25 protein-coding genes and 1 tRNA gene are annotated in these 25,612 nt (G+C 36.5%); 13 read left to right on the top strand and 13 right to left on the bottom strand.

Annotation, left to right across the window (positions count from 1 at the left end):
* Nucleotides 1-202: 202 nt before the first annotated feature.
* The 12 genes from DV740_RS14560 to dnaA all read right to left on the bottom strand — a co-directional run bounded on the left by DV740_RS14560 (nt 203) and on the right by dnaA (nt 12,403).
* A tRNA-Ser gene (locus DV740_RS14560) sits at nt 203-290 on the bottom strand.
* Between the two features lie 126 nt (nt 291-416).
* Nucleotides 417-974, bottom strand: a complete 558-nt coding sequence (locus tag DV740_RS14555; protein WP_118088422.1) for a Fe-S-containing hydro-lyase — start codon at nt 972-974, stop codon at nt 417-419.
* A gap of 60 nt (nt 975-1,034) precedes the next feature.
* A complete protein-coding gene (locus DV740_RS14550; protein WP_118088421.1) occupies nt 1,035-1,547 on the bottom strand; it encodes a GNAT family N-acetyltransferase in 513 nt (170 codons plus the stop codon).
* Nucleotide 1,548: 1 nt separating this feature from the next.
* On the bottom strand, nt 1,549-2,394 hold the full coding sequence (locus DV740_RS14545) for a fumarate hydratase (protein ID WP_118057783.1): 846 nt from the start codon (nt 2,392-2,394) through the stop codon (nt 1,549-1,551).
* Nucleotides 2,395-2,405: 11 nt separating this feature from the next.
* Nucleotides 2,406-2,906, bottom strand: coding sequence for a hypothetical protein (locus DV740_RS14540; protein WP_118057782.1), 501 nt, complete (start codon nt 2,904-2,906; stop codon nt 2,406-2,408).
* A 6-nt stretch (nt 2,907-2,912) separates the two neighbouring features.
* Complete coding sequence (locus tag DV740_RS14535; RefSeq protein WP_118057781.1) at nt 2,913-3,716, bottom strand: putative ABC transporter permease; 804 nt, start codon at nt 3,714-3,716, stop codon at nt 2,913-2,915.
* Nucleotides 3,717-3,790: 74 nt separating this feature from the next.
* Complete coding sequence (gene gyrA / locus DV740_RS14530; protein ID WP_118088420.1) at nt 3,791-6,385, bottom strand: DNA gyrase subunit A; 2,595 nt, start codon at nt 6,383-6,385, stop codon at nt 3,791-3,793.
* A gap of 12 nt (nt 6,386-6,397) precedes the next feature.
* Nucleotides 6,398-8,314: a DNA topoisomerase (ATP-hydrolyzing) subunit B gene (gyrB, locus tag DV740_RS14525; protein WP_118088419.1), complete on the bottom strand. Its 1,917-nt coding sequence runs from the start codon at nt 8,312-8,314 to the stop codon at nt 6,398-6,400.
* A 27-nt stretch (nt 8,315-8,341) separates the two neighbouring features.
* Nucleotides 8,342-9,433 carry a DNA replication/repair protein RecF gene (gene recF, locus DV740_RS14520; RefSeq protein WP_117947861.1) on the bottom strand — a complete coding sequence of 364 codons (1,092 nt, stop codon included), beginning with the start codon at nt 9,431-9,433 and terminating at the stop codon, nt 8,342-8,344.
* Nucleotides 9,430-9,639, bottom strand: coding sequence for an RNA-binding S4 domain-containing protein (locus DV740_RS14515; RefSeq protein ID WP_022242292.1), 210 nt, complete (start codon nt 9,637-9,639; stop codon nt 9,430-9,432). Before DV740_RS14515 ends, recF begins: the two co-directional genes overlap by 4 nt.
* 29 nt (nt 9,640-9,668) lie before the next feature.
* Nucleotides 9,669-10,781, bottom strand: a complete 1,113-nt coding sequence (dnaN, locus tag DV740_RS14510) for a DNA polymerase III subunit beta (RefSeq protein WP_117699187.1) — start codon at nt 10,779-10,781, stop codon at nt 9,669-9,671.
* A 272-nt stretch (nt 10,782-11,053) separates the two neighbouring features.
* Nucleotides 11,054-12,403 carry a chromosomal replication initiator protein DnaA gene (gene dnaA, locus DV740_RS14505; protein WP_118088418.1) on the bottom strand — a complete coding sequence of 450 codons (1,350 nt, stop codon included), beginning with the start codon at nt 12,401-12,403 and terminating at the stop codon, nt 11,054-11,056.
* 479 nt (nt 12,404-12,882) lie between these two features.
* Here dnaA and rpmH point away from each other — a divergent pair, with 479 nt between their 5' ends.
* The 8 genes from rpmH to rsmG all read left to right on the top strand — a co-directional run bounded on the left by rpmH (nt 12,883) and on the right by rsmG (nt 19,740).
* Nucleotides 12,883-13,026 (top strand): 50S ribosomal protein L34, encoded by a 144-nt coding sequence (gene rpmH, locus DV740_RS14500; protein ID WP_022242295.1) that lies wholly within the window; start codon nt 12,883-12,885, stop codon nt 13,024-13,026.
* A gap of 57 nt (nt 13,027-13,083) precedes the next feature.
* The gene (rnpA, locus tag DV740_RS14495; RefSeq protein WP_022242296.1) at nt 13,084-13,407 is read left to right on the top strand and encodes a ribonuclease P protein component; all 324 of its coding nucleotides are present in this window, start codon (nt 13,084-13,086) and stop codon (nt 13,405-13,407) included.
* Nucleotides 13,408-13,431: 24 nt separating this feature from the next.
* Nucleotides 13,432-13,647 carry a membrane protein insertion efficiency factor YidD gene (gene yidD / locus DV740_RS14490; RefSeq protein ID WP_022242297.1) on the top strand — a complete coding sequence of 72 codons (216 nt, stop codon included), beginning with the start codon at nt 13,432-13,434 and terminating at the stop codon, nt 13,645-13,647.
* Between the two features lie 16 nt (nt 13,648-13,663).
* Entirely contained in the window at nt 13,664-14,935 is a 1,272-nt protein-coding gene (locus DV740_RS14485; protein WP_199534957.1) for a YidC/Oxa1 family membrane protein insertase, read from the top strand.
* 15 nt (nt 14,936-14,950) lie between these two features.
* Entirely contained in the window at nt 14,951-15,574 is a 624-nt protein-coding gene (gene jag, locus DV740_RS14480; protein ID WP_118088417.1) for an RNA-binding cell elongation regulator Jag/EloR, read from the top strand.
* A 119-nt stretch (nt 15,575-15,693) separates the two neighbouring features.
* Entirely contained in the window at nt 15,694-17,079 is a 1,386-nt protein-coding gene (mnmE, locus tag DV740_RS14475; protein WP_118088416.1) for a tRNA uridine-5-carboxymethylaminomethyl(34) synthesis GTPase MnmE, read from the top strand.
* 30 nt (nt 17,080-17,109) lie between these two features.
* Nucleotides 17,110-18,987, top strand: coding sequence for a tRNA uridine-5-carboxymethylaminomethyl(34) synthesis enzyme MnmG (mnmG, locus tag DV740_RS14470; protein ID WP_118088415.1), 1,878 nt, complete (start codon nt 17,110-17,112; stop codon nt 18,985-18,987).
* A gap of 30 nt (nt 18,988-19,017) precedes the next feature.
* On the top strand, nt 19,018-19,740 hold the full coding sequence (rsmG, locus tag DV740_RS14465) for a 16S rRNA (guanine(527)-N(7))-methyltransferase RsmG (protein ID WP_118088414.1): 723 nt from the start codon (nt 19,018-19,020) through the stop codon (nt 19,738-19,740).
* A gap of 244 nt (nt 19,741-19,984) precedes the next feature.
* On the opposite strand, the gene DV740_RS14460 is transcribed toward rsmG, so the two are convergent.
* Nucleotides 19,985-20,929: an alpha/beta fold hydrolase gene (locus DV740_RS14460; RefSeq protein ID WP_118088413.1), complete on the bottom strand. Its 945-nt coding sequence runs from the start codon at nt 20,927-20,929 to the stop codon at nt 19,985-19,987.
* A gap of 152 nt (nt 20,930-21,081) precedes the next feature.
* Between DV740_RS14460 and DV740_RS14455 the strand changes: the two genes are divergently transcribed.
* The 5 genes from DV740_RS14455 to DV740_RS14435 all read left to right on the top strand — a co-directional run bounded on the left by DV740_RS14455 (nt 21,082) and on the right by DV740_RS14435 (nt 25,538).
* A complete protein-coding gene (locus DV740_RS14455) occupies nt 21,082-22,104 on the top strand; it encodes a sensor histidine kinase (RefSeq protein ID WP_117947867.1) in 1,023 nt (340 codons plus the stop codon).
* Nucleotides 22,097-22,750 (top strand): response regulator, encoded by a 654-nt coding sequence (locus tag DV740_RS14450; RefSeq protein WP_118088412.1) that lies wholly within the window; start codon nt 22,097-22,099, stop codon nt 22,748-22,750. The genes DV740_RS14455 and DV740_RS14450 overlap by 8 nt, the downstream gene beginning before the upstream one ends.
* 592 nt (nt 22,751-23,342) lie before the next feature.
* Nucleotides 23,343-24,110 carry a ParA family protein gene (locus DV740_RS14445; protein WP_117842299.1) on the top strand — a complete coding sequence of 256 codons (768 nt, stop codon included), beginning with the start codon at nt 23,343-23,345 and terminating at the stop codon, nt 24,108-24,110.
* On the top strand, nt 24,111-24,998 hold the full coding sequence (locus DV740_RS14440) for a ParB/RepB/Spo0J family partition protein (protein WP_117947868.1): 888 nt from the start codon (nt 24,111-24,113) through the stop codon (nt 24,996-24,998).
* Between the two features lie 39 nt (nt 24,999-25,037).
* Complete coding sequence (locus tag DV740_RS14435; protein ID WP_117699147.1) at nt 25,038-25,538, top strand: DUF4446 family protein; 501 nt, start codon at nt 25,038-25,040, stop codon at nt 25,536-25,538.
* Nucleotides 25,539-25,612: the final 74 nt, after the last annotated feature.

Here is a 25,612-nt window from a genome sequence, read left to right as displayed (position 1 = left end):
TATTAAATAGAGATGCTGTCCTGAATGATTTTGTAATCTTTTGATTACGTTTTTCTCAAAATCTTTCAAGGTTATTTCACTGTTCAGTTATCAAGGTTCTTTATTGTATCTCTCAGACACAACTCATTTAGTATAACATCTTATTTCTTATCTGTCAACAACTTTTTCCAAAAAAAATAAATTTCTTTATCTTTGGAAAAAGCGGAGAAAGAGGGATTTGAACCCTCGCGCCGGTTGCCCGACCTACACCCTTAGCAGGGGCGCCTCTTCAGCCTCTTGAGTATTTCTCCATATCTGAACTTTCCAAATAAATATGATGTTGTCTGCGTACATGACGCATAGATAATAATACTAAAACTATTTCACTTTGTCAATCACAAATTCAAATTATTTTTCACTTATTTTTTTAGAGCATTTTAAAGCTGGATTTTCTTATATTTTTCTATTGCTGTTTCATAGAGGTTGTTGCCATCTCTGTCTATCACAACAATTACCGGGAAGTCTTTTACTTCAAGCTTGCGGATGGCTTCCGCTCCCAAATCTTCATAACAGACGATTTCTGATTTGGTAATGCATTTTGAAAGAAGCGCGCCTGCCCCGCCGATTGCTGCAAAGTACACTGCTTTATTACGGATGATAGCATCTATAACTTCTTTGGAACGTTTTCCTTTTCCAATCATTGCCTTTTCACCCAAATCCAATAGGGTTGGTGCATACTTATCCATACGGGTTGCAGTGGTCGGACCTGCGGAACCGATTGGTCTTCCCTCTCTTGCCGGTGATGGTCCCATATAATAGATTGTGGAATCTAAAATGTCTATCGGAAGCTCTTCTCCTCTTTCTAAGACTTCCATCATTCTCTTGTGGGCTGCATCTCTTGCCACATAAATCGTTCCTGTTATGTATACATAATCTCCTGCATGAAGCTCTGCTGTCTTTTCTTCTGTTATCGGTGTTTTAATATATTTATCCATTCTATCACCTGTTCTTTCTATAATAAATAATGATATTTACCAGCTTTTATAATAAATCTATTATAATGCCTTTTCGTAGCACCACCAGTCTTCTCCATAAAGATCCGATTCACCACATTTTGTAAAATTCAATTTCTGATAGGAACGCATTGCCCGTTCATTTGTCTTACTTACCAGAAAATGCACACCTTTCATGCCACTTTTTTTTAATTCTTCCATGGTCTTTTGAATCATAATGCGTGCCAGTCCATGATTCTGTTCTGTCTCTCTTATGACAAGACGAGCCAGCTCAGCGGATGGCTCTAACTGCTTCGACCAGCAGGTTAATGCATTTACTTCCGTATCTTCATCAATTGAAATTGCTCCGGCTATTTTATGGGCATTATCTTCTATTATAAATAATGCCTGATTTGCAAAATCTTTTGCAATGGTCTCCCGGCTTGGATATGTTTCATCCCAGGTGCAGCCTTCTGTTCCCATGGCACTCTGATATAAAGACAGTATTTCTTCTGTATTTTCCGGATGTGCCATTTTAAAATGATATTCTTTTCCTTCTATTACAATTGCGTTCATTCTAAATCTCCCTTACCACATGTCTGTTTACATGACAGCAGATGTTCACTGCCACCGGAAGTCCTGCTATATGTGTCGGGTATGTATTGATGTTTACCTTTAAGGCTGTAGTTGTTCCGCCTAATCCGCCCGGTCCGATGCCTAACTTATTAATTTTATCTAACATTTCTATTTCCAGATTTTTTACATAAGGTATTTCAGAATAGGAATCTACGCTTCTGGTTAATGCTTTTTTTGCAAGAATCGCACATTTTTCAAAGGTGCCTCCGATTCCAACGCCTACTACCATTGGCGGGCAGGCATTTGGACCTGCATCAGCTACTGCAGTCATGATGGCATTTTTAACACCTTCGATTCCTTCTGCAGGCTTCAACATGAAGACGCGGCTCATATTTTCACTGCCGAATCCCTTTGGTGCAACAGTCATTTTCACTTTATCGCCTGGCACAATGGAATAATGTATAACTGCCGGAGTATTATCTTTGGTATTTTCACGAATCAGTGGGTCTTTTACGACGGATTTCCGAAGATATCCTTCCACATATCCCTGACGCACTCCTTCATTAATGGCATCTTCTATAGCATCACCTTCAAAATGAACATCCTGTCCAACTTCAATAAATACCACTGCCATTCCGGTATCCTGACAAATCGGAATCTGCTCTTTATCTGCAATTTCAAGATTATCCTGTAACTGATTTAATATTTTCTGTCCTAGTTCAGATTCTTCCGTTGCAGCCGCATTTTTCATTGCTGCATCCATATCCCTGGATAAATAATAATTTGCTTCAATGCACATTTCTTTGATATTTTCTGTTATTTCACTTGTTTTTACTGTTCTTATCATTTCTGTCTCCTTTAATGCATCTGTACTTCCGGTAAAATCTCATCGATATCCATATAGTATTTTTTAAAATTATCCGGTCTTGTATAAATTTTTACCATATTATTTTTCATCATTCCCGCCGGATAAAAGAAAATGTTGCGGCTGTGAAATGTATGGATGCAGCCATTCATATCCTGATATCTGGCATATATCACATAAGGGCATCTGCCATTTACGTTTACATTATAATTCATATCTATATTTGAAATTTCTGCCATAATGTAATAGCCGTTATCTACAATTTTCTTTAAGCTGCTTTTATTATTGTAATGCAATATCAAAAAAATGACACCAATCAGGAAAAAGAATAGTCCGGTTCCGCCAAAGATGAGTCCTAACATTTTAAAGGCTTCCTCTTTACCGGACTGTGTCAGAAAAAGGATTCCCATTATTAAAAAGACAGAACCCAGCCCTGCAAATATCCATCCTATTATCATGATTGCGCTTATCCCTGTTTTTATTTTCGGTTTCATATTTTCCTACTTTCTTATATTGATTTTCTTTAATTTCTGCAAAATCTCGTTATGATGTTTTGATTTCATATCCGGGAATGCTTTCATCAGACGGCTGGATACTGCATTCTTTTTGGATAAAAGTTCATCATATTTATGACGCAGATTTTCGAGTTTTTCTATCTTTTCTGCATGCCCTTCTTTAAATTCTGCAGATTTTTCCAGTGCTTCTTCTACATTTTCATAAATATTTTCACCAATCTGGTTGGACAATACTTTAATTTTTGCTGCAATATCATCCATTACCTTTAACCTGCGGTTGAACTTCACAATAGTAGATACCGTTACTACTACGTCAATGGCAAATCCGGTCATTATAATTATAAGTAATACCACCCCCACAATATGCGGTATCAGATGAATGAATCCGTAAATAATCGGATGAATAATCAACATAATAAAGGTACATGCCAATCCCCAGAAAATTGAAAATTTCAGACATACATATCCCATTATATTAAAGGGTTTATCCGAGTAATCCCACCATTTATTATGAAATACTTTTTCCATTACGAATCCTGTTATAAATTCCAGAACTGATGTCAATAGGAAGGAACCTAAATATAATATCAGCAAATTTTTCTTTAATGGTGTCAGTAACACAACCACGATTAATACTCCACATCCGTAAATTGGACAGTACGGTCCGTTCAAAAATCCCCTGTTTACAAAGATTCCCCTATCCAATGCTGCATATGATACTTCGCTGCACCATCCAATAAATGCATAAATAATAAAAATCCATAGTACTTCATAAAATGTCTGTGGCATCTTTAATCCCCCATTATTTTTTGAAAGGGCGAAATCATGATACAGTGATTCCGCCCTCTTTTTTATAAAGTTTTTTATTCTTCTTCGCTATCCTGCTCTGCGCGGTTTATTAATTCACCAAGCTCCTTGGATATCAGCTCTTCCTCCGATGCTGATGCATCTTCATCTTCTTCTACAATAACACCTTCTGGCTGTTTCGGCTCCGGAATATCATTTTCCATAATGGATTTATCTTCTTTTACCTTAGCCATGCTGGCTACAGTTACTCCGTCATTTACATTAATCAGTTTTACTCCGGATGTTACTCTGCCCAAAAGTGCTGTTCCATTTACCGGAATCCGAATGATGATTCCTTCTGTGGTAATCAGCATTATTTCGTTATCCTGATTTACGGCTTTGACACCGATGATATTACCGGTCTTCTCGGTAATCTTGTAGCACTTCACGCCCTTACCGCCACGGTTTTGTGGTGAGAATTCAGACATCAGGGTGCATTTTCCAAGACCTTTTTCAGATACAATCATCAGTGCATCACCCTGGGTATTTAACTGCATTCCTACGACTTCATCGCTGTCTGCTAAATTCATACCGATAACACCCATGGATACACGACCGGTGCTTCTTACATCTGTTTCATGGAAACGGATACACTGGCCATATTTGGTTACTAAGATGATATCTTTATTGTTATCTGTCTTCTTTACTTCAATCAGTTCATCATCATCACGAAGGTTAATTGCTGCAAGGCCTGTCTTACGGACATTTGCATATTCGCAGATTGGTGTCTTCTTCACAATACCATTCTTGGTTGCCATAAAGAGATATTCACCTTCTTTGTATTCCTTAATCGGAATAACTGCGGTAATTTTCTCACCCGGCTGAAGCTGAAGCAGATTGATAATTGCGGTTCCTCTGGCTGTTCTTCCTGCCTCCGGAATTTCGTATGCTTTCATACGATATACTTTTCCGCTGTTGGTAAAGAACATCAGATAATGATGGGAAGTTGTCATGAGAAGTTCTTCGATATAATCGTTCTCAATGGTCTCCATTCCCTTAATTCCTTTACCACCACGATGCTGGCTGCGGAAATTATCTACGCTCATGCGCTTGATATATCCTAATTTTGTCATGGTGATTACCGTATTGGTTACCGGAATCAGATCTTCCATGGAAATGTCATATTCGTCAAATCCGATAGATGTTCTTCTTTCGTCTCCATACTTATCTGCAATCAGAAGAATTTCTTCTCTGATAACACCAAGAAGCTTCTTCTCATCTGCAAGGATTGCTTTTAATTCTGCGATTCTTGCTACTAATTCCTTATATTCATTTTCAATTTTCTCGCGTTCCAGACCTGTCAGTGCACGCAGACGCATATCTACAATAGCCTGTGCCTGTGCATCGCTGAGTCCGAAGCGGTTCATTAATTTTTCTTTTGCTTCCGGTGTTGTCTTACTTCCACGGATAATGGAAATTACTTCATCAATATGGTCTAAGGCAATCAGTAAACCCTCTAACAGATGAGCTCTTTCTTCTGCCTTGTTTAAATCATATTTCGTTCTTCTTGTTACAACTTCCTTCTGATGCATCAGATAGTAGTTTAACATATCAAGAAGATTTAAGACTTTCGGCTGATTATTTACAAGTGCCAGCATAATAACACCAAAGGTGTCCTGTAACTGGGTATGTTTATATAACAGATTTAATACTACGTTTGGATTTACATCACGACGCAGCTCAATACAGATTCTCATACCCTGACGGTCTGATTCATCACGTAAATCTGTGATTCCGTCAATTTTCTTATCTCTTACCAGCTCTGCAATCTTTTCGATGAGTCTGGCTTTATTTACCATATATGGAAGCTCCGTCACAATAATACGGTTCTTTCCATTGTTCATCGGCTCAATATTGGTAACTGCACGGACACGAATCTTTCCACGGCCGGTACGGTATGCTTCGTTGATTCCGGTTGTACCAAGAATCATTCCACCGGTTGGAAAATCAGGTCCTTTTACAATATCTAATAACTCTTCAATATCGGTTCCACGATTCTGCTCTACTTCATTATCAATGATTTTTACTACTGCATTGATAACTTCTCTTAAGTTATGTGGCGGAATATTGGTTGCCATACCTACCGCAATACCAGTTGTACCATTTACTAAAAGATTTGGAAATCTTGATGGCAGTACAACAGGCTCTTTCTCGGTCTCATCAAAGTTTGGCATGAAATCAACGGTATCTTTATTAATATCAGCAAGCATTTCCATGGAAATCTTAGAAAGTCTTGCTTCGGTATATCGCATTGCCGCAGCTCCATCACCGTCTACAGAACCGAAGTTACCATGACCATCTACCAATGGATATCTGGTAGACCAGTCCTGTGCCATATTTACCAATGCTCCATAGATTGAACTGTCTCCGTGTGGGTGATATTTACCCATGGTATCTCCGACGATACGGGCACATTTTCTATGTGGCTTATCCGGACCGTTATTCAACTCTATCATGGAAAACAGTACACGTCTCTGTACCGGTTTCAGACCATCCCTTACATCCGGCAAAGCCCGGGCTGCAATTACACTCATGGCATAGTCTATATAAGATGTTTCCATCGTTTTCTTTAAGTCTACGTCATGTATCTGGTCAAATATCTTGTCATCCATCTATTTTTCCTCCTAGATATCCAGGTTCTGGACATACTTCGCATTTGCTTCAATAAAATCACGTCTTGGTTCTACTTTATCACCCATTAAGGTGTTGAATGTTACATCAATTTCAGATGCTTCTTCTTCATCCATTACAACACGACGTAAGATTCTCTTCTCAGGATCCATGGTTGTCTCCCAAAGCTGCTCGGCATCCATTTCTCCTAATCCTTTGTATCGCTGAATCTTATTATTACCGTCTCGTCCAATCTCTTTTAAGATATTGTTGAGCTGTTCATCGCTGTAGGCATACCAGACATTTTTATTTTTCTCAATCTTATAAAGTGGCGGCTGTGCCAGATATACATAGCCCTGTTTGATTAATTCCGGCATGAAGCGATAAATAAAAGTAAGCATCAGGGTACTGATATGGGCACCATCCACATCGGCATCGGTCATAATAATAATCTTATGATATCTTAATTTACTGATATCAAAATCTTCATGAATACCGGTACCAAATGCTGTAATCATGGCTTTAATCTCAGCATTTCCGTAAATTTTATCAAGTCTTGCTTTCTCTACATTCAAAATCTTTCCACGAAGTGGAAGAATTGCCTGGGTTGCACGGCTTCTTGCAGTCTTTGCGGAACCGCCAGCGGAATCTCCCTCGACGATGAAAATTTCGCAGTTTTTCGGATCTTTATCAGAACAGTCTGCTAATTTTCCAGGAAGTGAGGTTCCTTCTAATGCAGTCTTTCTTCTGGTTAAATCTCTTGCTTTTCTCGCTGCCTCTCTTGCACGCTGTGCCAGAAGTGATTTTTCACAAATGGTCTTTGCAACCTGAGGATTCTGCTCTAAAAAGTATGTAAGCTGCTCACTTACTACGCTGTCTACGGCTCCTCTTGCTTCACTGTTACCAAGCTTCTGCTTGGTCTGTCCCTCAAACTGAGGCTCTTCAATCTTAATACTTACAATAGCAGTTAAACCTTCACGGATATCATCACCGTAAAGTGCCGGCTCAGAATCCTTTAAAATCTTATTTGCCCGCGCATATTCATTAAAAGTTTTGGTAAGCGCATTACGGAAACCTGCCAGATGTGTTCCACCCTCCGGCGTGATGATGTTATTGACAAAGCTGTACGTAGCTTCGTTATATGCATCGTTATGCTGCATAGCAACTTCAACAAGAACCCCGTTTTTCTCACCTTCACAATAAATAACCTCCGGATACAATGCTTCCTTGCTCTTATTTAAGTAAGTTACAAATTCCTTAATACCGCCTTCATAATGGAATACCCGTTCTTTTACAGGCTCTTCCCTTTCATCACGAAGTGTAATCCTAAGATTCTTTGTCAGGAATGCAGTCTCTCTTAAACGCTGCTTTAATGTATCAAAATCATATACGGTTTCTTCGAAAATGCTTCCGTCTGGAGAAAAGGTTACAGTAGTACCGGTTTTATTTATATCACATTTTCCGACTTCTTTCAGTGGATACATGGTATGTCCACGTTCATAACGTTGTTTATAAATCTTTCCATCGTGGAAAATCTGCACTTCCAGCCAGTTAGAAAGTGCATTTACAACGGATGCTCCTACACCATGTAATCCACCGGATACCTTATATCCTCCACCGCCGAATTTTCCGCCGGCATGCAATACAGTAAATACTACTTCTACCGCAGGAATACCTGCTTTGTGGTTAATTCCTACCGGAATTCCACGTCCATCATCTTCTACTGTAATGGAATTGTCTTTATTAATCGTAACGATAATATGGGTACAATAACCTGCCAGTGCTTCGTCGACAGAGTTATCCACAATTTCATATACCAGATGGTGAAGTCCTCTCACAGAGGTACTTCCAATATACATTCCAGGTCTCTTTCTTACTGCTTCCAAACCTTCCAAAATCTGAATTTGGTCTGCTCCGTATTCCGTACTCATCTGTATTCCTCCTATTCACGGATTATTTTACATTTCATTTTTTTCACTTACTGTTCCGCTTATGACTTCAAATATTTTATCAATCTGGAAGCGGTTTTTTACAAATTCATCCAGACCGGTACAGGTAATGACCGTCTGAATATCATGTATACTATTAAGCAGATAATTCTGCCTGTTACTGTCCAGTTCGGAAAGCACATCATCTAAAAGAAGTACCGGTGTATCATGGATACATCTTTTCACCAGCTCTATCTCTGATAATTTCAGTGATAAAGCAGAAGTTCTCTGCTGTCCCTGGGAACCGAATTTACGGATATCGATATCTCCTATAAAAAAGGAAATATCATCTCTGTGGGGTCCCACGGAGGTACTGCAGTATTTTCTGTCCTTTTCCTTCGCCCGGTTTAATTCATCTTCAAAAAAAGCTTCTTCGATATCCGGCTCATACGTCAGCGTCAGCTGCTCCCTGCCACCGGAAATGCTTTCATGGATGCCCCGGACAATTTCATTTAATTCTTCTACAAATCTCCGGCGCCGGCTGATAATCCGCCTGCCGTAAGAAATGAGCTGCATATCCCACACGGATAACGTATTTTCCAAATCCGGATGAAATACCATATCTTTTAACAGCTTATTGCGCTGATTTAAAACTTTATTATACTTGGTTAAATCAGAAAGATAAATTTTATCCAGCTGGCAGATTTCCGAATCTAAAAATCTTCTGCGCTCGGAAGGACCATTTTTGATAATATTTAAATCCTCCGGTGAGAAAAATACCATATTCAGCACACCGAAAAGCTCACTTGCCTTGCGGATTGGCACACCATTAATGGCAATTCCCTTGGAACGGTTCTTCTTCAGATGCATATCAATCTGATAACTCATCTGATTTTTTTCTACCATAGTACGGATATGTGCCTCATTTTCACCAAAACGAATCATTTCTTTATCGCGGCTTCCCTTATGGGATTTCGTTGTTCCGCTGACATAAATGGATTCTAATATATTGGTCTTTCCCTGGGCATTGTCCCCATATAAAATATTGGTTCCACCGTCAAGATTCAGATTTAACTCTTCATAATTACGGAAATTCTTAAGTTCAATGGACTTTATTATCATTTTACAATCTTTATGGTTTCGCCCAAAGCTTCCACTACATCTCCATCATATAATTTCTTGCCACGCTGTACTTCAACTTCGCCATTTACCTTAACTTTTTCATCTAATATTACAAGCTTGGCAGTGACTCCGGAGTCTACGACTCCGGCAGCTTTTAACGCCTGTCCCAGCTTAATATATTCATCCCGCAGCTTAATTTCCTGCATGATTGCCTCTCTTCCTGCCTCTGCAAATCCTAGTTTGCAGCTGCATTAAAGTTTACCGGAAGAATCAGATAGATAAAGGTCTCATTTTCATCCCGGATAAAACATGGTGCCTTTGGATTTACCATATAAAGGGTTACTTCTTCTTCATCAATGACACGAAGGGCATCGATAAAGAATTTCGGATTGAATCCAATTAAAATATCTTTTCCATCTTTGGTAATATCAATTTCTTCATTCATGGAACCAATGAAAGAATTGATTTTTAATTCCATCTTATCATCTGTTATATTCATGATAATCGGCTTCTTATCTCCCTCTTTTACTAAAAGGGTAGCACGGTCGATACAGTCTAATAATTCACGTTTGTTAATCTTAACCTTTGTCTCATAATCAGAAGAAAGCATCTGTTCAATCTTAAAATACTCGCCTTCAATCAGACGGGAAACAACGGTGGTATTGCCAAATTCAAATACAATATGATTGTCTGATAAATACATGCTGACATCTTCGTCAGCATTTCCCGGGAGAATCTTGCTGATTTCCTGTAAAGTCTTTCCAGGAACAACCACTTTCTTATGCTCATAATTATTTTTCAGTTCTATATTACGGATTGAAATACGGTGGCCATCCAGTGATACAACCTTTAAGCTGTTCTCATTGATTTCAAATAATTCTCCTGTCATCAGCTTATTATTATCATTATCTGCAATAGAAAAGATTGTCTGGCGGATTACTTCTTTTAAAGTAAACTGTGAAATGCTGATTTCTTCATTTCTTTCAATATATGGAATATAAGAAAAATCTTCACCGGATTTTCCAATGATATTGAATTTTGCTTTTTCACAGGTAATGGTTGTCTTAAAGGAAGAGTCTGTTTCGATTACAACTTCATTGTCAGGAAGCTTTCTTACGATATCAGAAAAAACTTTTGCATCTAATGCGATAATTCCTCTTTCTTCAATCTCTCCTTCTATTTTTGTTTCGATTCCAAGTTCCATATCATTGGCAGTTAATTTAATCTCACCGGCAGAAGCATCTATTAAGATACATTCTAAGATAGCCATGGTCGTTCTGGTTGGTACGGCTTTGGAAACAATGTTTACACCATAAAGTAAATTTGATTTTGAACAGATGATTTTCATGTTGTTCATAACTCCTTTCGACATATATAAATATAATATTTAAAAAGAAATTAAACGTCTTATTCTTAGGGGATGTTAATAAGTGAATAACCTCTGCAACCCTTAATTCATAAGCATTTAAAAGAATTTTGTTACTGTATAACCTGTTTAAATGACTGAGGATTGTGTCTTAATAAAAAGTGAATAAATTTTTATGTAAAGTTAACATAATTAGTTATCCAAAGCCATTCCACAGCTAGTTCACAAATTATAAACAGAACCCTGTGCATAAATTAATTTGGGTTAATTTTTTTCTTAATGGTATTTAAGAGATTTACGGTTGCTTCATTAGTCTGTAATTCAGCTTCTACCTTATTAATACCATGAATTACGGTAGAATGATCTCTTCCTCCTAAGAGTTCTCCAATATTTTCTAAGGAAACCCCAGTCATATTTTTGCAAAGATACATGGCAATCTGTCTCGGCTTTGCAATATCGTTGCTGCGGCTTTTAGAAATCATCTGCTCTTTTGTAATATGGAAATGTTCGCATACCACATCAATAATAAGCTGTGGAGTAATCTCCCTCGGCTTGTCCGGAGAAATAATATTCTGAAGCTCTTTCATGGCTACTTCCATGGTAATCTCAGTCTGTTCAAGATTGGAGTAGGCAAGCAGTTTATTTAAAGCACCTTCCAGTTCCCTGATATTAGACTTAATATTAGTAGCAATGTATTTTAAAATTTCATCATCTAAATGGAAATTATCCATTTCTTCTTTTCTTCGCAGAATTGCCATTCTGGTTTCATAATCCGGAGAACCGATGTCAGCAGTCAGACCGCATTCAAAACGGGAGCGGATACGTTCTTCTAATGTTTCCATATCCTTTGGCGGCTTATCAGAAGAAATAACAATCTGTTTCTTAGCAAGATAAAGCTCATTAAAGGTATGGAAAAATTCTTCCTGTGTACTTTCTTTTCCTATAATAAACTGGATATCGTCGATTAAAAGTACATCGATATTACGATATTTCTCACGGAATTTTGTCATAGCTGTATTATTGCCATTTCGGATGGCTTCAATCAGTTCATTGGTAAAAGTTTCCGAAGAAACGTATAAAATCTTCACATCTGGGTTATTGGACTGGATAAAATGTGCGATGGAATGCATCAAATGTGTTTTACCAAGTCCTACGCCTCCATATAAAAAGAGTGGGTTATAGACTTCTCCCGGAGATTCTGCAACAGCCAGTGAAGCTGCATGAGCCAGTTTGTTATTATTTCCAACAACAAAAGTATCGAAGGTATAGTTTGGATTCAAACTGGATTTGTCAATACTTTCTGTATTTACGAAAGCCATTGGTTTTGGTGTACGCATGGATTTTGCCTGCTCCGGCAGTACAAATTCGATTTCGTAATCCTTTCCAATAATTTCAGCGACTGCTACTTTAAGAGGAAGAGTGTATTTCTTGGTAATGTAGTTAAGCCCCATCTGTTCGTCCGGTACCAGTATGTATAAAGTATTGTCTTTGACATCAAATACCTTAAGTGGTTCCAACCAGGTTTTAAAAGAAATGTCAGTAAGTTCATGCTCTTCCTTGACAGTTCTTAAAATTTCTTCCCATTTTTCAATGATCTGTTCCATAAAAATCTCCATGTTTCTATTATTTAAGCTTTTTTAAAGCTTCTCATATTTATAGCATTATATAGAATCCTACTCTTTTAATAATAAACTAAATGGGGCAAATTATCAATGAGAACTTTTAAAGGTGTAGGTGATAAGCCTAATGTGAATAAAGTGGATAAAAAAGCCTTTATTTTAGCGGAAAAAGCTATTCAAAATTAAGGCAAGGTCATTTTAACAACAAGTTATCCTTAAATTATCTACAGGTTATGCACAGGTTATGAACAATTGTGGATAACCTGTGCATAAAATTTTGATATATAAATTTTATGGTATGGAAGGAAGAAAATGGATACTAGATATAGATTGAAAATAGTTTCTTCCTTATATATATTGTAGTGTAAAAATTAATTACCGAAAAATGCAGGTTTTACTTGACTTGACAGGTTTTTTTGTTATAATTGTACTGATGTTTTCTAGCATAGAGGAGGTGGATTATTATGCATAAAGGTAAGATGACATTTCAGCCAAAAAACAGACAGAGAAATAAAGTTCATGGTTTTCGTAAAAGAATGAGTACAGCAGGCGGAAGAAAAGTATTGGCTGCAAGAAGATTAAAAGGAAGAAAGAAATTATCAGCATAGGCCACAACTTTTGTGGTCTTTTTCTTCTTATTACAAGACTTTTTTAAGGATTGAAAAATGGACTCATTGAAGAAAAACAAAGATTTCCAGAATGTATATCGCAATGGTAAGTCTTATGCGGACAAGTATCTGGTGATGTATGTTCTGGAAAATGGTTTGGAATCGAATCGAATTGGAATCTCCGTCAGTAAAAAAGTAGGAAATAGTGTAGTAAGACATCATCTGACGAGATTATTAAGAGAAAGTTACAGACTGCACGAAGAGATGTTTCATAGTGGTTGGGACATTGTAGTCATCGTAAGGGTGTCAGCAAAAAATGAAGGTTATCACAAGTTAAAGAGTTCATTGCTGCATCTTTCGAATCTTCATGGAATTATTTAAAGATAATATCGAAAAGAAGATGGAATGATTTTGAAAAAAATTTTAATTGCAATCATTAAATTTTATAGAAAATATCTTTCACCAATGAAAACAACAAAGTGCCCTTATTGCCCGACCTGTTCTACTTATGGTCTGATTGCCGTGGAAAAGTATGGTGCAGTAAAGGGGGGAGCACTGGCTCTCTGGAGGATATTAAGATGTAATCCTTTTTCAAAAGGCGGATATGACCCGGTTCCATGATTAGGAGGTACGTTAAGTGTCAGAAATCATTTTAACTCAGTACAATGGTAAGATTCTCGGACCGATTGCAAAGGTCTTAGGATGGATTATGAATGGAATCTATTATGTACTGAATAGTTTGTTTGGAATAGAAAATATCGGACTTTGCATTATTATCTTAACTTTGATTATTTATGCATGTCTTTTTCCATTAACCTATAAACAGCAGAAGTTCTCAAAGCTTTCACAGAAGATGAATCCGGAGCTTCAGGCTATCCAGAAGAAATATAATGGCAAAAGAGACCAGGTTTCCATGCAGAAGATGCAGGAAGAGACACAGATGGTTTACCAGAAATATGGTGTTTCACCGACCGGAAGCTGTATCCAGATGTTAATCCAGATGCCGATTCTGTTTGCTTTATATCGTGTATTTTTAAATGTACCGGCATATGTACCGGCTGTAAAAGAGAAGTTTTCTGCTCTTGTAACAGAGATTATGTCTGTTGATGGCTTTGCGGATAAGATGACAAGCTTTGTTGATAAAATTAAAATTGCAGGTTTATCTGTTGATTTTACTGCTACGGATACAAATGTTCTTCATAATTATATTGTTGATGTTTTATATAAGATGAATACTTCCGGATGGGGTGAGTTAACAAAAGTATTTGGTAATCTTACCAATCTGGATGCAACTGAGAAATCCTTAGAGAAGTTAAACTATTTCCTTGGACTTAACATTTCAAACAGCCCATGGAATATTATGACAACAGGCTTTAAGTCAGGAGCTTATTTACTTGCTATTGGTGCATTAATGATTCCGGTTATTTCTTTCCTGACACAGAGATTAAATATTAAATTAATGCCTACCGCTTCTACCGGTGAAAATGATGCAATGGCACAGCAGATGAAAACCATGAATCTTATGATGCCTTTATTCTCATTTGTAATGTGTTTCACTGTACCGGTTGGTCTTGGTATTTACTGGATTGCAAGTGCTTTGGTTCGTAGTATCCAGCAGTGGGGTATCAACAAACGTCTTGATAAGATGGACTGGGATGCTATTATGAAAGCTAATCAGGAAAAAGCAAAAGCAAAGCGTGAAAAGAAAATGGGTCTGATTGAAAATCAGATTGCTAATGCAGCAAAGATGAGTACAAAAGCAAATGTTATTGAATCAGGTACTATGACAAAAGAAGAAAAGGAAGAAGCTTTAGAGCATGCAGCAGAGGTAAGAAGTAATGCAAAAGCAGGAAGCCTTGCTTCTAAAGCTAACAGAGTACGTGAATTCAATGAAAGAAACAATAAATAGAGGGGGTAATATACAATGGAATTTATTGAAGTTTCAGCAAAAACAGTGGATGATGCAATTACAGAGGCTTCGATTAAGCTTGGAACTACCAGTGACAAGATTGAGGTAGAAGTTATTGAGAAGGGTTCTACCGGATTTCTTGGTATCAAGAGTAAACCTGCAATCATCAGGGCACGGAAGAAGAATGATACGGTAGATAATATCCGTGAGTTTTTGGAAAATGTATTTTCTGCTATGAATATGGAAGTTACCATTGATATTAAGAAAGCAGAAGATGATAAGGTTTATGAAGTAGAATTAAGCGGTAAAGAAATGGGACTGCTGATTGGCAAGAGAGGACAGACTTTAGATTCTCTTCAGTATCTTACAAATCTTGCTGTTAATAAACATTCGGATGGATATATCAAAGTTAAGCTTGATACCGAAGATTACCGCCAGAGAAGAAAAGATACTCTGGAAAATCTTGCAAAGAATATTGCATATAAGGTTAAGAGAACAAAACGTCCGGTATCTTTAGAGCCAATGAATCCATTTGAAAGAAGAGTGATTCATTCTGCATTGCAGGGTGACAGATATGTAGAAACCCACAGCGAGGGAGAAGAACCTTTCCGTCATGTAGTTGTTACATTAAAAAAATAATTTAAAAATTTTATAAGAAAATGATTTCATAAGAGTTATAAAATGATATAATTATACCGTTTTATAACTCTTATATATTACACAGATAATATAAGAATTCTTATATTAAGGAGATTTCTATGAAAACAGAGACTATTGCAGCAATTGCTTCCGCCATGACGAATTCAGGAATTGGAATTATCCGTATCAGTGGAGAAGATGCTTTTGATGTAATTGATAAGATATACCGGTCACAAAAAGGAAACAAGCTATTATCACAGTGCAAGAGTCATACGATTCATTATGGCCATATTTATGATGAAGATGAAATAATAGATGAAGTAATGGTTCTTCTGATGCGGGCACCGAACAGTTATACCAGAGAAGATACAGTAGAAATTGACTGCCATGGTGGAACACTTGTGATGCGGCGTATTTTAGAAGTAGTGCTGAAAAATGGAGCAAGACCGGCAGAACCGGGAGAGTTTACCAAGCGTGCATTTTTGAATGGTCGTATTGATTTAAGCCAGGCAGAATCTGTCATGGATGTCATTTCTTCAAAAAATGATTTTGCATTGAAAAGCTCCATGCAGCAGTTAAACGGAGCTCTTACAGGGAAAATCAAAGAAATTCGTGGTAAAATCATACATGAGATTGCATTTATTGAGTCTGCTTTAGATGATCCGGAGCATATCAGTATTGATGGATATGGAGAGAATCTTCTTATTATAATAGAGAAACTGATGCAGAAGATGAATCAGATGATTGCATCTTCGGAAAATGGCAGCCTTTTAAAGGAAGGTATTAATACAGTGATCGTCGGAAAGCCGAATGCCGGAAAATCTTCTTTATTAAATGCGCTGGTAGGAAGAGAGCGGGCAATTGTAACGGATATTGCTGGAACTACTCGTGATGTATTGGAAGAGCAGATTAATTTAAATGGCATTACGCTTAATATCATGGATACCGCTGGAATCAGAAGTACTGAGGATGTGGTAGAGAAGATTGGTGTGGATAAAGCACTATCCCTTGTGGATAAAGCTGATTTTATTATCTATGTAGTGGATACTTCTACTGCATTGGATGAAAATGACGAAAAGATTATAGATGCCATCCGGGAGAAGAAAGCCATCATTTTATTGAACAAATCTGATTTAATCCAGGTAACCGGAGAAGATGAGATCAAAGAAAAATTATCCGGTGCAGATCATAAGATGATAGCTATTTCTGCAAAAGAAAATCTTGGAATTGATGTATTAGAAGAAACCATTACGGAAATGTTTTTCCATGGAACGATTTCATTTAACGATGAAGTATATATTACTAACATTAGACATAAAAACGCATTGATTCAGGCAGTAGAGAGCTTAAAGTTAGTAAAACAGAGTGTAGAAAATGGAATGCCGGAAGATTTTTATTCCATTGACCTTATGAATGCTTATGAAGAACTGGGTACTATTATCGGAGAAGCAGTAGAAGATGATCTGGTTAATGAGATTTTCAGTAAATTCTGTATGGGTAAATAATTATATTTAGATAGAAAGAAGGATAATGAAATGTCGGTAATCGAAGAGACATATGATGTGTGTGTGGTTGGAGCAGGCCATGCAGGTTGTGAAGCAGCACTTGCCTGTGCCAGAATGGGACTCGAAACCATTATATTTACAGTAAGTGTAGACAGTATTGCGATGATGCCTTGTAATCCTAACATTGGTGGAAGCTCCAAGGGACATCTGGTTCGTGAAATTGATGCTTTGGGTGGACAAATGGGAATTAATATTGATAAAACATTTATTCAGTCGAAGATGTTAAATAAATCTAAGGGTCCTGCAGTGCATTCTCTTCGTGCCCAGGCAGATAAGGCATCTTATAGTATGGAAATGCGGAAAACGTTGCAGTCTACTGAACATCTTACCATAAGACAGGCGGAAGTATCTGAAATTATCACAGAAGATAATAAGATTGCCGGCATTAAAACATTTTCCGGAGCAATTTATCACAGTAAGGCTGTTGTATTGTGTACCGGAACTTATCTTCGGGCAAGATGTCTCTATGGAGATGTGATTAATTATACAGGACCGAATGGGTTACAGCCTGCTAATCATCTTACAGATTCTTTAAAAGCCCATGGAGTAGAAATGTTCCGCTTTAAGACAGGAACTCCGGCAAGAATGGATAAGAATAGTATTGATTTCAGTAAAATGACCGAGCAGACCGGTGATGAGAGAGTAGTACCATTTTCCTTTACTACAGACCCGGAAAGTGTTCAGATAGAGCAGGCATCCTGCTGGCTTACCTATACAAATCCGAAAACTCATGAGATTATCCGTGCAAATCTCGACCGTTCACCAATCTATGCTGGTGTTATTGAAGGAACGGGTCCTAGATATTGCCCCTCCATTGAGGATAAAGTGGTAAAATTCGCCGATAAGGAAAGACATCAGGTATTTTTGGAGCCGGAAGGCTTAAATACCAATGAAATGTATGTCGGTGGAATGAGCAGTTCCCTGCCAGAGGATGTTCAATATGAAATGTATCATACGGTTCCGGGACTGGAGCATGCGAAGATTGTAAGAAATGCATATGCTATTGAGTACGACTGTATCAATCCAAACCAGTTGTTACCTACTCTGGAGTTTAAGAATATCAAGGGATTGTTCAGCGGCGGCCAGTTTAACGGAAGTTCCGGCTATGAAGAAGCTGCAGCCCAGGGTATTGTTGCCGGAATCAATGCAGCTTTATATGTAAAAGAGAAGGAGCAGCTTGTATTGCATCGTTCCGAGTCCTATATCGGAGTGTTAATCGATGATCTGGTTACAAAGGAGAATCATGAACCATATCGGATGATGACATCCCGTGCCGAGTATCGTCTGTTACTGCGTCAGGATAATGCAGACCTTCGTCTTAGTAAATATGGTTATCAGGTCGGACTCATTTCTCAGGAAAGATATGACTGGGTAGTAAAAAAAGAAAAATTAATTCAGGATGAAATAAACCGGGTAGAGTCAGTAACAATCGGTGCTAAAGAGAATGTGCAGAAACTTTTAGAGGAATATGGAAGTACTCCTTTGAATACCGGAACCCGTCTTACCGAACTGATTCGCAGACCGGAACTGGATTATGAAAAACTTGCTCCAATTGATGAAGACAGACCAGAACTTCCGGAAGAAGTACAGGAACAGGTTAATATTAATATTAAGTATGATGGATATATCAAACGTCAGATTAAACAGGTGGAGCATTTTAAAAAATTAGAGAATAAGAAAATTCCGGATGATTTCGATTATGATGCAGTAGACAGCCTTCGTATCGAAGCAAGACAGAAGTTAAAGCTTTATCGTCCAGTTTCCATTGGACAGGCTTCAAGAATTTCCGGTGTATCACCTGCAGATATTACGATGTTGTTAGTCTATATGGAACAGATAAAAAAATAGGAAGAATAATGAGAAGAATGAGGATATTTTATGGCATATGATTTTACAAAAATGAGAAATATTCTATCGGAGTGGAATTTAGAACTTACTGCAGAGAAAGAGCAGCAGTTCCTGACTTTTTATGAAATGCTGGTAGAAAAGAATAAAGTAATGAATCTTACTGCAATCACAGAATTTGAGGATGTTGTGGAGAAACATTTTTTAGACAGTATTTCTCTTTGCCAGGTGATGGACTTAAAGAAGCCGCTTACTTTATTGGATTTGGGAACCGGAGCCGGTTTTCCTGGAATCCCACTTAAGATTATGTTTCCGGAGCTTAAGATTACTCTGGCGGATTCCTTGAATAAAAGGTTATTATTCTTAAATGAAGTTATGGAAGCACTTAATCTGAAGGATATTGAAACGGTTCATGGAAGAGCAGAGGAGCTTTCTAAAAGAAAAGATTATCGGGAATCCTTTGATTTATGTGTTTCCAGAGCAGTTGCTAATTTATCCACGTTAAGTGAATATTGCCTACCATTTATCCACATAAGCGGCAAATTTATCTCTTATAAGTCTGGAGAGGTGGAAGATGAGCTGAAGGATGCAAAGAAGGCAGTTTTCGTGCTGGGCGGCGAGATAGAGGATGTAATTCACTTTACACTGCCGGATAGTGACATTAAACGTTCTTTTGTTGTAATTCATAAGGTTCATGCAACACCAAAAATATATCCACGTAAGGCTGGAACTCCATTAAAAAGCCCTTTAAAGTAAAAAATTAAAATTAGATTAAACTACAGAAAACATGATTGGTTTCTTCTTTTCTACTATAATTTTTCTCGATAGTTGAGTAAACTACGAGAAACACGCTTTGCGAGTTTCTCGAGTTATCGCGGTGCTCGCCAAATCTGCATGCAAGCATGCGATTTTTCTCGCTACTCGCGTAAATAAAAAGGATAACAAATTTTCGTTTGTTATCCTTTAAATATTTATACGTTGTTTTCAATGACTGGTTTTATTATTGTAAGAACATTAAAACAATATCTTTAAATTTATCCGGCGTTTCAAGCTGGGGAAGATATCTGGAATTGGAAATGTAGGTTGCTTCAATATTCTTATTTAAGTGAAGATATTTTTCTGTAATAGCTACGGCATTATTTCTTTCTCTACTGGAAATGATGTAGAGATTGTCTGTTTTTTTCACAGCATTGGTGATATCAATATTGACATAATTTCCTTTGGTGCTGGCAAGCAGATATTTTCCGGCACTGTTTCCTTTGTGTGCAGATTCAAAGTAAGTATCTTCTAATTTGGATGAAAGGAATGTTTTCTTGAAGATATACTTACTTTCAATGTAATTGCGGATTCTCTTGTGATGCATAATCAGGTTATAGATAAAGGTACCAAGAATTGGAATCTCTAAAATAGTTTTGGCAGCCTTTGTTTCTTTTGTAGGCATCTCCCTGATAATATTGATGTCAGATGGATTAACCAGAATAATTTTTTTAAAGTTATCCGGCTCCATTGCCTGTGCCATAATGACGAAAGAAGAAGATATACCGGTTACGACTATATTTGCCGCTTCTTTTACAATGTCGTGGATAAAATTATTAATTAGCTGTACATATAGGAAGTTGGTATAGGTAATACCCGGTTTTTCAGAACGGCCGCAGCCAAGCAGGTCGATAGTGTAGACGGTATGTTTCTTTTCCAGGCGGTGTACAATCTTACTCCATTCTTTGGCAGAAGAAGCAGGATTCAGTTCATGAATTAGAACAACCGGAGTTCCTTTACCGGAAACAGTATAGAAGACGTCACCATTTTTCCAGTGATATATATTTCCTTCTTCGGTAGTTAAAAGATTTTTTTGTCCTGCAGTATAATCTACAATTCTATTTATAATATACATGCCGGCAACAGCAGTAGTAGTGATGCCGATTACTTTTTTCAGATTCCTGTTCATCGTAATTCCTCCCTAAAGTTTATGATACTTTTATTATAAACAAAAATATGCTGCTTTACAATTAAAATCATAGAATAAGACTTTTCAGATAGAAAAAAATAGTTTACAATTATTATGTATACCACATAAGAACATATGTTCTAGGAGGGGCTATGATTAGAGAATATCTGGAGAAAATTCAGAAGGAACTGATAGATCAAAAGAGAGAGACAGAAAAGAAAATTATTTCTTTAGAAAATACAGAAAAAGAAAATATAAAATTTATTGAACTTCTGGATGAAATAAATGATCCAAATTATGAAGCGTTTACTCCAAGAACAGTGAATGCCCGTAATAAGGAAAAAATTAATGAGCTAAAAGTACAGCAGAAAAATATTATTAGAGAAAAGTCTGAATTACAGAACAAGTTATATGATGTACAACGTCGTTTGGAAGAGTGTCAATCTATTATTCAATGTGAGAGGGAAAAGGAGACAATTGCCCAGCAATATCAGGAAGAAGATAATGCAGAATATAAGATTCAGTTATTAGAAGCACAGGAAATGGAGCGACAGCGCATTGCAAGAGATTTACATGATTCTACAGTACAAGATCTTACCAGTATGCTTCATAAGATAGAACTTTCTATGCGTGTAATGGATATGGATTCGCAGCGTTGTAAAATGGAATTATCAAATGTACTTGATAATATTCGCAATGTGATAAGCAATACAAGGAAAATGATATATAACCTCAGACCAATGTCAGTAGATGATATAGGAATAGATGTAACACTGAAACATGCTATTGCAAAAATTGAGCAGGAGTGGAACCGGAAGATAGAATATATTATAATAGGAAAACCGTTTCACGTGAAACCTGTTGTTGCATTGTCTTTATTAAGAATTATGCAGGAGGCATGCACGAATGCATTGAAATACGCTGATGCAAAAGAAATATGTGTTGTATTAGAATATACTGAAAATGATATTTCACTTGTAATTGAAGATGATGGTATTGGATTTAATACAAAAAAGAAAGTTGCAAAAACAAAAAATTCCGGTTTTGGTTTATCTATTATGAAAGAAAGAGTTCATCTTTTATCAGGTGAGATTCAGATAAAAAGTGAAGAAGGAAAGGGTACTACAATAAGTATTCGTGTACCAAACTTTGTTGAGGAGGAAGAAAATGAGTAAAGTGAAAGATAAAATAGAAATAATCATAGCAGATGATCATACGATGATTCGGGAAGGCTTGAAACAATTACTGGAACTGGATGGTACGATGAAAGTAATTGCAGAGGCAAATGATGGTGAAGAATGTCTGAATTTATTAAATAAGAAGATTCATCCAGATATACTTTTATTAGATAAAAATATGCCTAAGAAAAATGGCATTGAAGTATTAGAATATATAAAACAGAATAAAATTCCAGTAAAGGTATTGATATTAACAGTACATAATGAAGTCGAATATTTATTGAAAGCTGTTGATATCGGCATTGATGGATATTTATTAAAGGATTCCAGTTATGATGAATTAAAAGAAGCAATTGATGTGGTTATTTCTGGAAATACTTATATTCAGCCAAGTCTTCTTCCTGCACTAAATGAAAGTATGGAAGATTATGCTTTAGATAAAGAAAAAATAGAATGTCTGACTAAGAGAGAACTAGATGTACTTCGATTGATTTCAGAAGGATGTAGCAATAAGAAAATATCTGATGAGTTGACAATCAGTGAACGAACAGTAAAAAATCATATTTCCCATATATTTAGAAAAATAGATGTGGAAGATAGAACACAGGCTGCAGTATTCGCTATTCGAAATAAGATAAGTTAGAATAAATAGTAATTGATATACAACATAATAGAGGTATTTTGATAAAATGTTTCACGTGAAACATTAGTAAAAGAACGTCCGTGAAACATAAAATAGATACAATATTTAGTATGAATAAAAAAATTAGTCTACTATATTATGAAAGAAAATGTTTCATGTTTCACGTGAAACATTTTTTTGCTTTACAGGAAATTGCTTTTCTATAAAGCAAAAAAACGCTCCGCGAGGATGCACACTGCGGCATATAAGGTAGATATTGCAAGCGACCGCCTCAGGCACGAGAATGTGCCAAAAACAAATTCTTTGTTCAAATTTACATAAGAAACTTGAAAAGTGTGTTTCTCATAGTTTATATAAGCAGCAATAAAAAACACATATTTATATAAATATTAAGGAAACATTGTATGATATAAGAATGCAATAAATAGAAGTAAAAACAGAGAAAATAACAGAAAAAATTACTTTCATTTCTACATGGATTTACTGGAAATGAAAGTGTTATAGTGTTATAATAAAACAAGTTCGGTACAGAGAAATAATAGAAAACTGAAATTTATGTTTCAATGATGAAAGAGACAGAAAGGAAAATAATATGGGAAGAATAATAGCAATAGCAAATCAGAAAGGCGGAGTTGGTAAAACCACAACGTCTATTAATTTGTCATCATGTCTGGCAGAAGCCGGAAAAAAAATATTGGCAATAGATTTGGATCCGCAGGGAAATACTACCAGTGGATTGGGAGTTGATAAAGATGATTTAGAAAATACTGTTTACGAATTAATGCTGGATGAATGTACAATTCGTGAAAGTATTCATAAAACAGAGATTGAAAATCTGACTTTGATTCCATCTAATGTAAACTTGTCCGGAGCAGAGATTGAACTTTTGGGAATCAATGATAAAGAGTATATTTTAAAAAATGCAGTAGATTATATCCGGGACGATTATGATTTTATTATTATTGATTGTCCACCATCTTTGAATATGCTGACAGTAAATGCTATGACAACAGCAGATACCGTATTGGTTCCAATTCAGTGTGAGTATTATGCATTGGAAGGAATCAGCCAGTTGATTCATACCATTGACCTGGTACAGGAAAGACTGAATCCAGATTTGAAGATGGAAGGAGTTGTATTTACTATGTATGATTCCAGGACAAATCTTTCTAATGAAGTAGTAGATAATGTAAAAAATAATTTACATACAACAATTTATAAAACAATCATTCCAAGAAATGTAAGATTAGCAGAAGCACCAAGTCACGGTCTTCCAATTAATCTATACGACAGCAAGTCAGCGGGAGCAGAAAGCTACAGACTTCTTGCAAAAGAAGTAATTGACAGGGAGGATATCTAAATGGCAACAAGAAAAGGTGGATTGGGAAAAGGTTTGGATTCATTGATTGCAGATAAAGTTGGAACATCCAATGAGAAGACAGATGCAAAAAATGAAGTCATGGTAAATATCAATAAAGTAGAACCAAATAAAGAACAGCCGAGAAAGAATTTTGATGAAGATGCATTATTAGAATTATCAGAGTCTATCAAACAGTTTGGTGTCTTGCAGCCGCTTCTGGTAGTAGACCGGAAAGACTATTACGAAATCATTGCCGGTGAGCGAAGATGGAGAGCAGCAAAGATGGCAGGATTAAAGAAAGTTCCTGTAATCATCAAAGATTTAACGGAACAGGAAATCGTAGAGATTTCCCTGATTGAGAATATCCAGCGGGAAAACTTAAATCCAATTGAAGAGGCAATTGCATATAAACGCCTTTTAAATGAATTCAATCTGAAACAGGATGAAGTTGCGGAGAGAGTATCAAAGAGCAGAACTGCAGTTACTAATTCCATGCGGCTTTTAAAACTTTGTGATAAAGTGCAGCAGATGGTAATTGACGATATGATCTCTACCGGGCATGCGAGAGCTTTACTTGGAATCACTGATGAAGAAAAACAGTATACACTTGCACAGAAAATCTTCGATGAGAAAATCAGTGTAAGAGATACTGAAAAGCTGGTAAAGAAAATGCAGAAACAGAAGAATGCACCTGCAAAAGAGGTGAATCCGGAAAAGAAAAAACTGGATGCTGTTTACCAGGAAGCAGAAGAAAAAATGAAAACAATACTTGGAACAAAGGTTATCATTAATCAGAAGGATTCTATGAAGGGAAAAATTGAAATCGAATATTATTCCCCGGATGAATTAACAAGAATATATGAATTAATCGAAAGTATTAGAAAATAGAACATTTGTTTGTAATTAAGAGAAGAGGATAACAACATGATTTTTTCAGAATATTTAGGAATTGATTCCGATTATGTAATAGTAGGACTGGCAGCACTGGTATTGATACTTTTCATAGTTACCATTGTAAATATCGTCCAGATGAGTAAGTTAAAAAAGAAATATAAAAAGTTCATGTCCGGAAAAGATGCCAGGACGCTGGAAGATGTATTGAAAGAGCGTTTAGATGAAATAGATGATCTGGTTGCATCTAACAAGGCAAATAAGAAAAATATCGAAGATATATTTGCTACTTTACGTTTTACATTCCAGAAGCTTGGGCTTGTAAAATATGATGCCTTTAATGAGATGGGTGGAAAGCTGAGCTTTTCCCTTGCAATGTTGAATGAGCGCAATGACGGATATATCATCAATGCAATGCATAGCAGAGAAGGCTGCTATACGTATATTAAGGAAATTATTGATGGAAATTCTATTATTGCACTTTCCGAAGAAGAAAAAGAAGCTTTAGAAATGGCAATGAAATCAAAAGATGAATAAATTTAATGAATAAATTTGCAGAAAGCAGATTGTAAAAATGACAGGCATACTATATAATAGGGTATGCCTGTTTT

This window comes from Roseburia sp. AF02-12, from assembly GCF_003461765.1.
Lineage (GTDB): Bacteria > Bacillota > Clostridia > Lachnospirales > Lachnospiraceae > Roseburia_C > Roseburia_C amylophila.
This window is presented reverse-complemented; position numbering and strand designations above follow the sequence as displayed.

Coding starts and splice junctions, on each gene's coding strand:
- dnaA (WP_118088418.1), bottom strand. CDS start 12,403: ATGGAACAGATCATTGAAAAATGGGAAGAAATTTTAAGAACTGTCAAG.
- DV740_RS14550 (WP_118088421.1), bottom strand. CDS start 1,547: ATGAACGCAATTGTAATAGAAGGAAAAGAATATCATTTTAAAATGGCA.
- yidD (WP_022242297.1), top strand. CDS start 13,432: ATGATTTTGAAAAAAATTTTAATTGCAATCATTAAATTTTATAGAAAA.
- rnpA (WP_022242296.1), top strand. CDS start 13,084: ATGGACTCATTGAAGAAAAACAAAGATTTCCAGAATGTATATCGCAAT.
- DV740_RS14545 (WP_118057783.1), bottom strand. CDS start 2,394: ATGATAAGAACAGTAAAAACAAGTGAAATAACAGAAAATATCAAAGAA.
- DV740_RS14450 (WP_118088412.1), top strand. CDS start 22,097: ATGAGTAAAGTGAAAGATAAAATAGAAATAATCATAGCAGATGATCAT.
- DV740_RS14455 (WP_117947867.1), top strand. CDS start 21,082: ATGATTAGAGAATATCTGGAGAAAATTCAGAAGGAACTGATAGATCAA.
- DV740_RS14540 (WP_118057782.1), bottom strand. CDS start 2,906: ATGAAACCGAAAATAAAAACAGGGATAAGCGCAATCATGATAATAGGA.
- dnaN (WP_117699187.1), bottom strand. CDS start 10,781: ATGAAAATCATCTGTTCAAAATCAAATTTACTTTATGGTGTAAACATT.
- rpmH (WP_022242295.1), top strand. CDS start 12,883: ATGCATAAAGGTAAGATGACATTTCAGCCAAAAAACAGACAGAGAAAT.
- mnmG (WP_118088415.1), top strand. CDS start 17,110: ATGTCGGTAATCGAAGAGACATATGATGTGTGTGTGGTTGGAGCAGGC.
- DV740_RS14460 (WP_118088413.1), bottom strand. CDS start 20,929: ATGAACAGGAATCTGAAAAAAGTAATCGGCATCACTACTACTGCTGTT.
- jag (WP_118088417.1), top strand. CDS start 14,951: ATGGAATTTATTGAAGTTTCAGCAAAAACAGTGGATGATGCAATTACA.
- gyrB (WP_118088419.1), bottom strand. CDS start 8,314: ATGAGTACGGAATACGGAGCAGACCAAATTCAGATTTTGGAAGGTTTG.
- DV740_RS14445 (WP_117842299.1), top strand. CDS start 23,343: ATGGGAAGAATAATAGCAATAGCAAATCAGAAAGGCGGAGTTGGTAAA.
- DV740_RS14440 (WP_117947868.1), top strand. CDS start 24,111: ATGGCAACAAGAAAAGGTGGATTGGGAAAAGGTTTGGATTCATTGATT.
- DV740_RS14515 (WP_022242292.1), bottom strand. CDS start 9,639: ATGCAGGAAATTAAGCTGCGGGATGAATATATTAAGCTGGGACAGGCG.
- mnmE (WP_118088416.1), top strand. CDS start 15,694: ATGAAAACAGAGACTATTGCAGCAATTGCTTCCGCCATGACGAATTCA.
- gyrA (WP_118088420.1), bottom strand. CDS start 6,385: ATGGATGACAAGATATTTGACCAGATACATGACGTAGACTTAAAGAAA.
- DV740_RS14535 (WP_118057781.1), bottom strand. CDS start 3,716: ATGCCACAGACATTTTATGAAGTACTATGGATTTTTATTATTTATGCA.
- DV740_RS14555 (WP_118088422.1), bottom strand. CDS start 974: ATGGATAAATATATTAAAACACCGATAACAGAAGAAAAGACAGCAGAG.
- rsmG (WP_118088414.1), top strand. CDS start 19,018: ATGGCATATGATTTTACAAAAATGAGAAATATTCTATCGGAGTGGAAT.
- recF (WP_117947861.1), bottom strand. CDS start 9,433: ATGATAATAAAGTCCATTGAACTTAAGAATTTCCGTAATTATGAAGAG.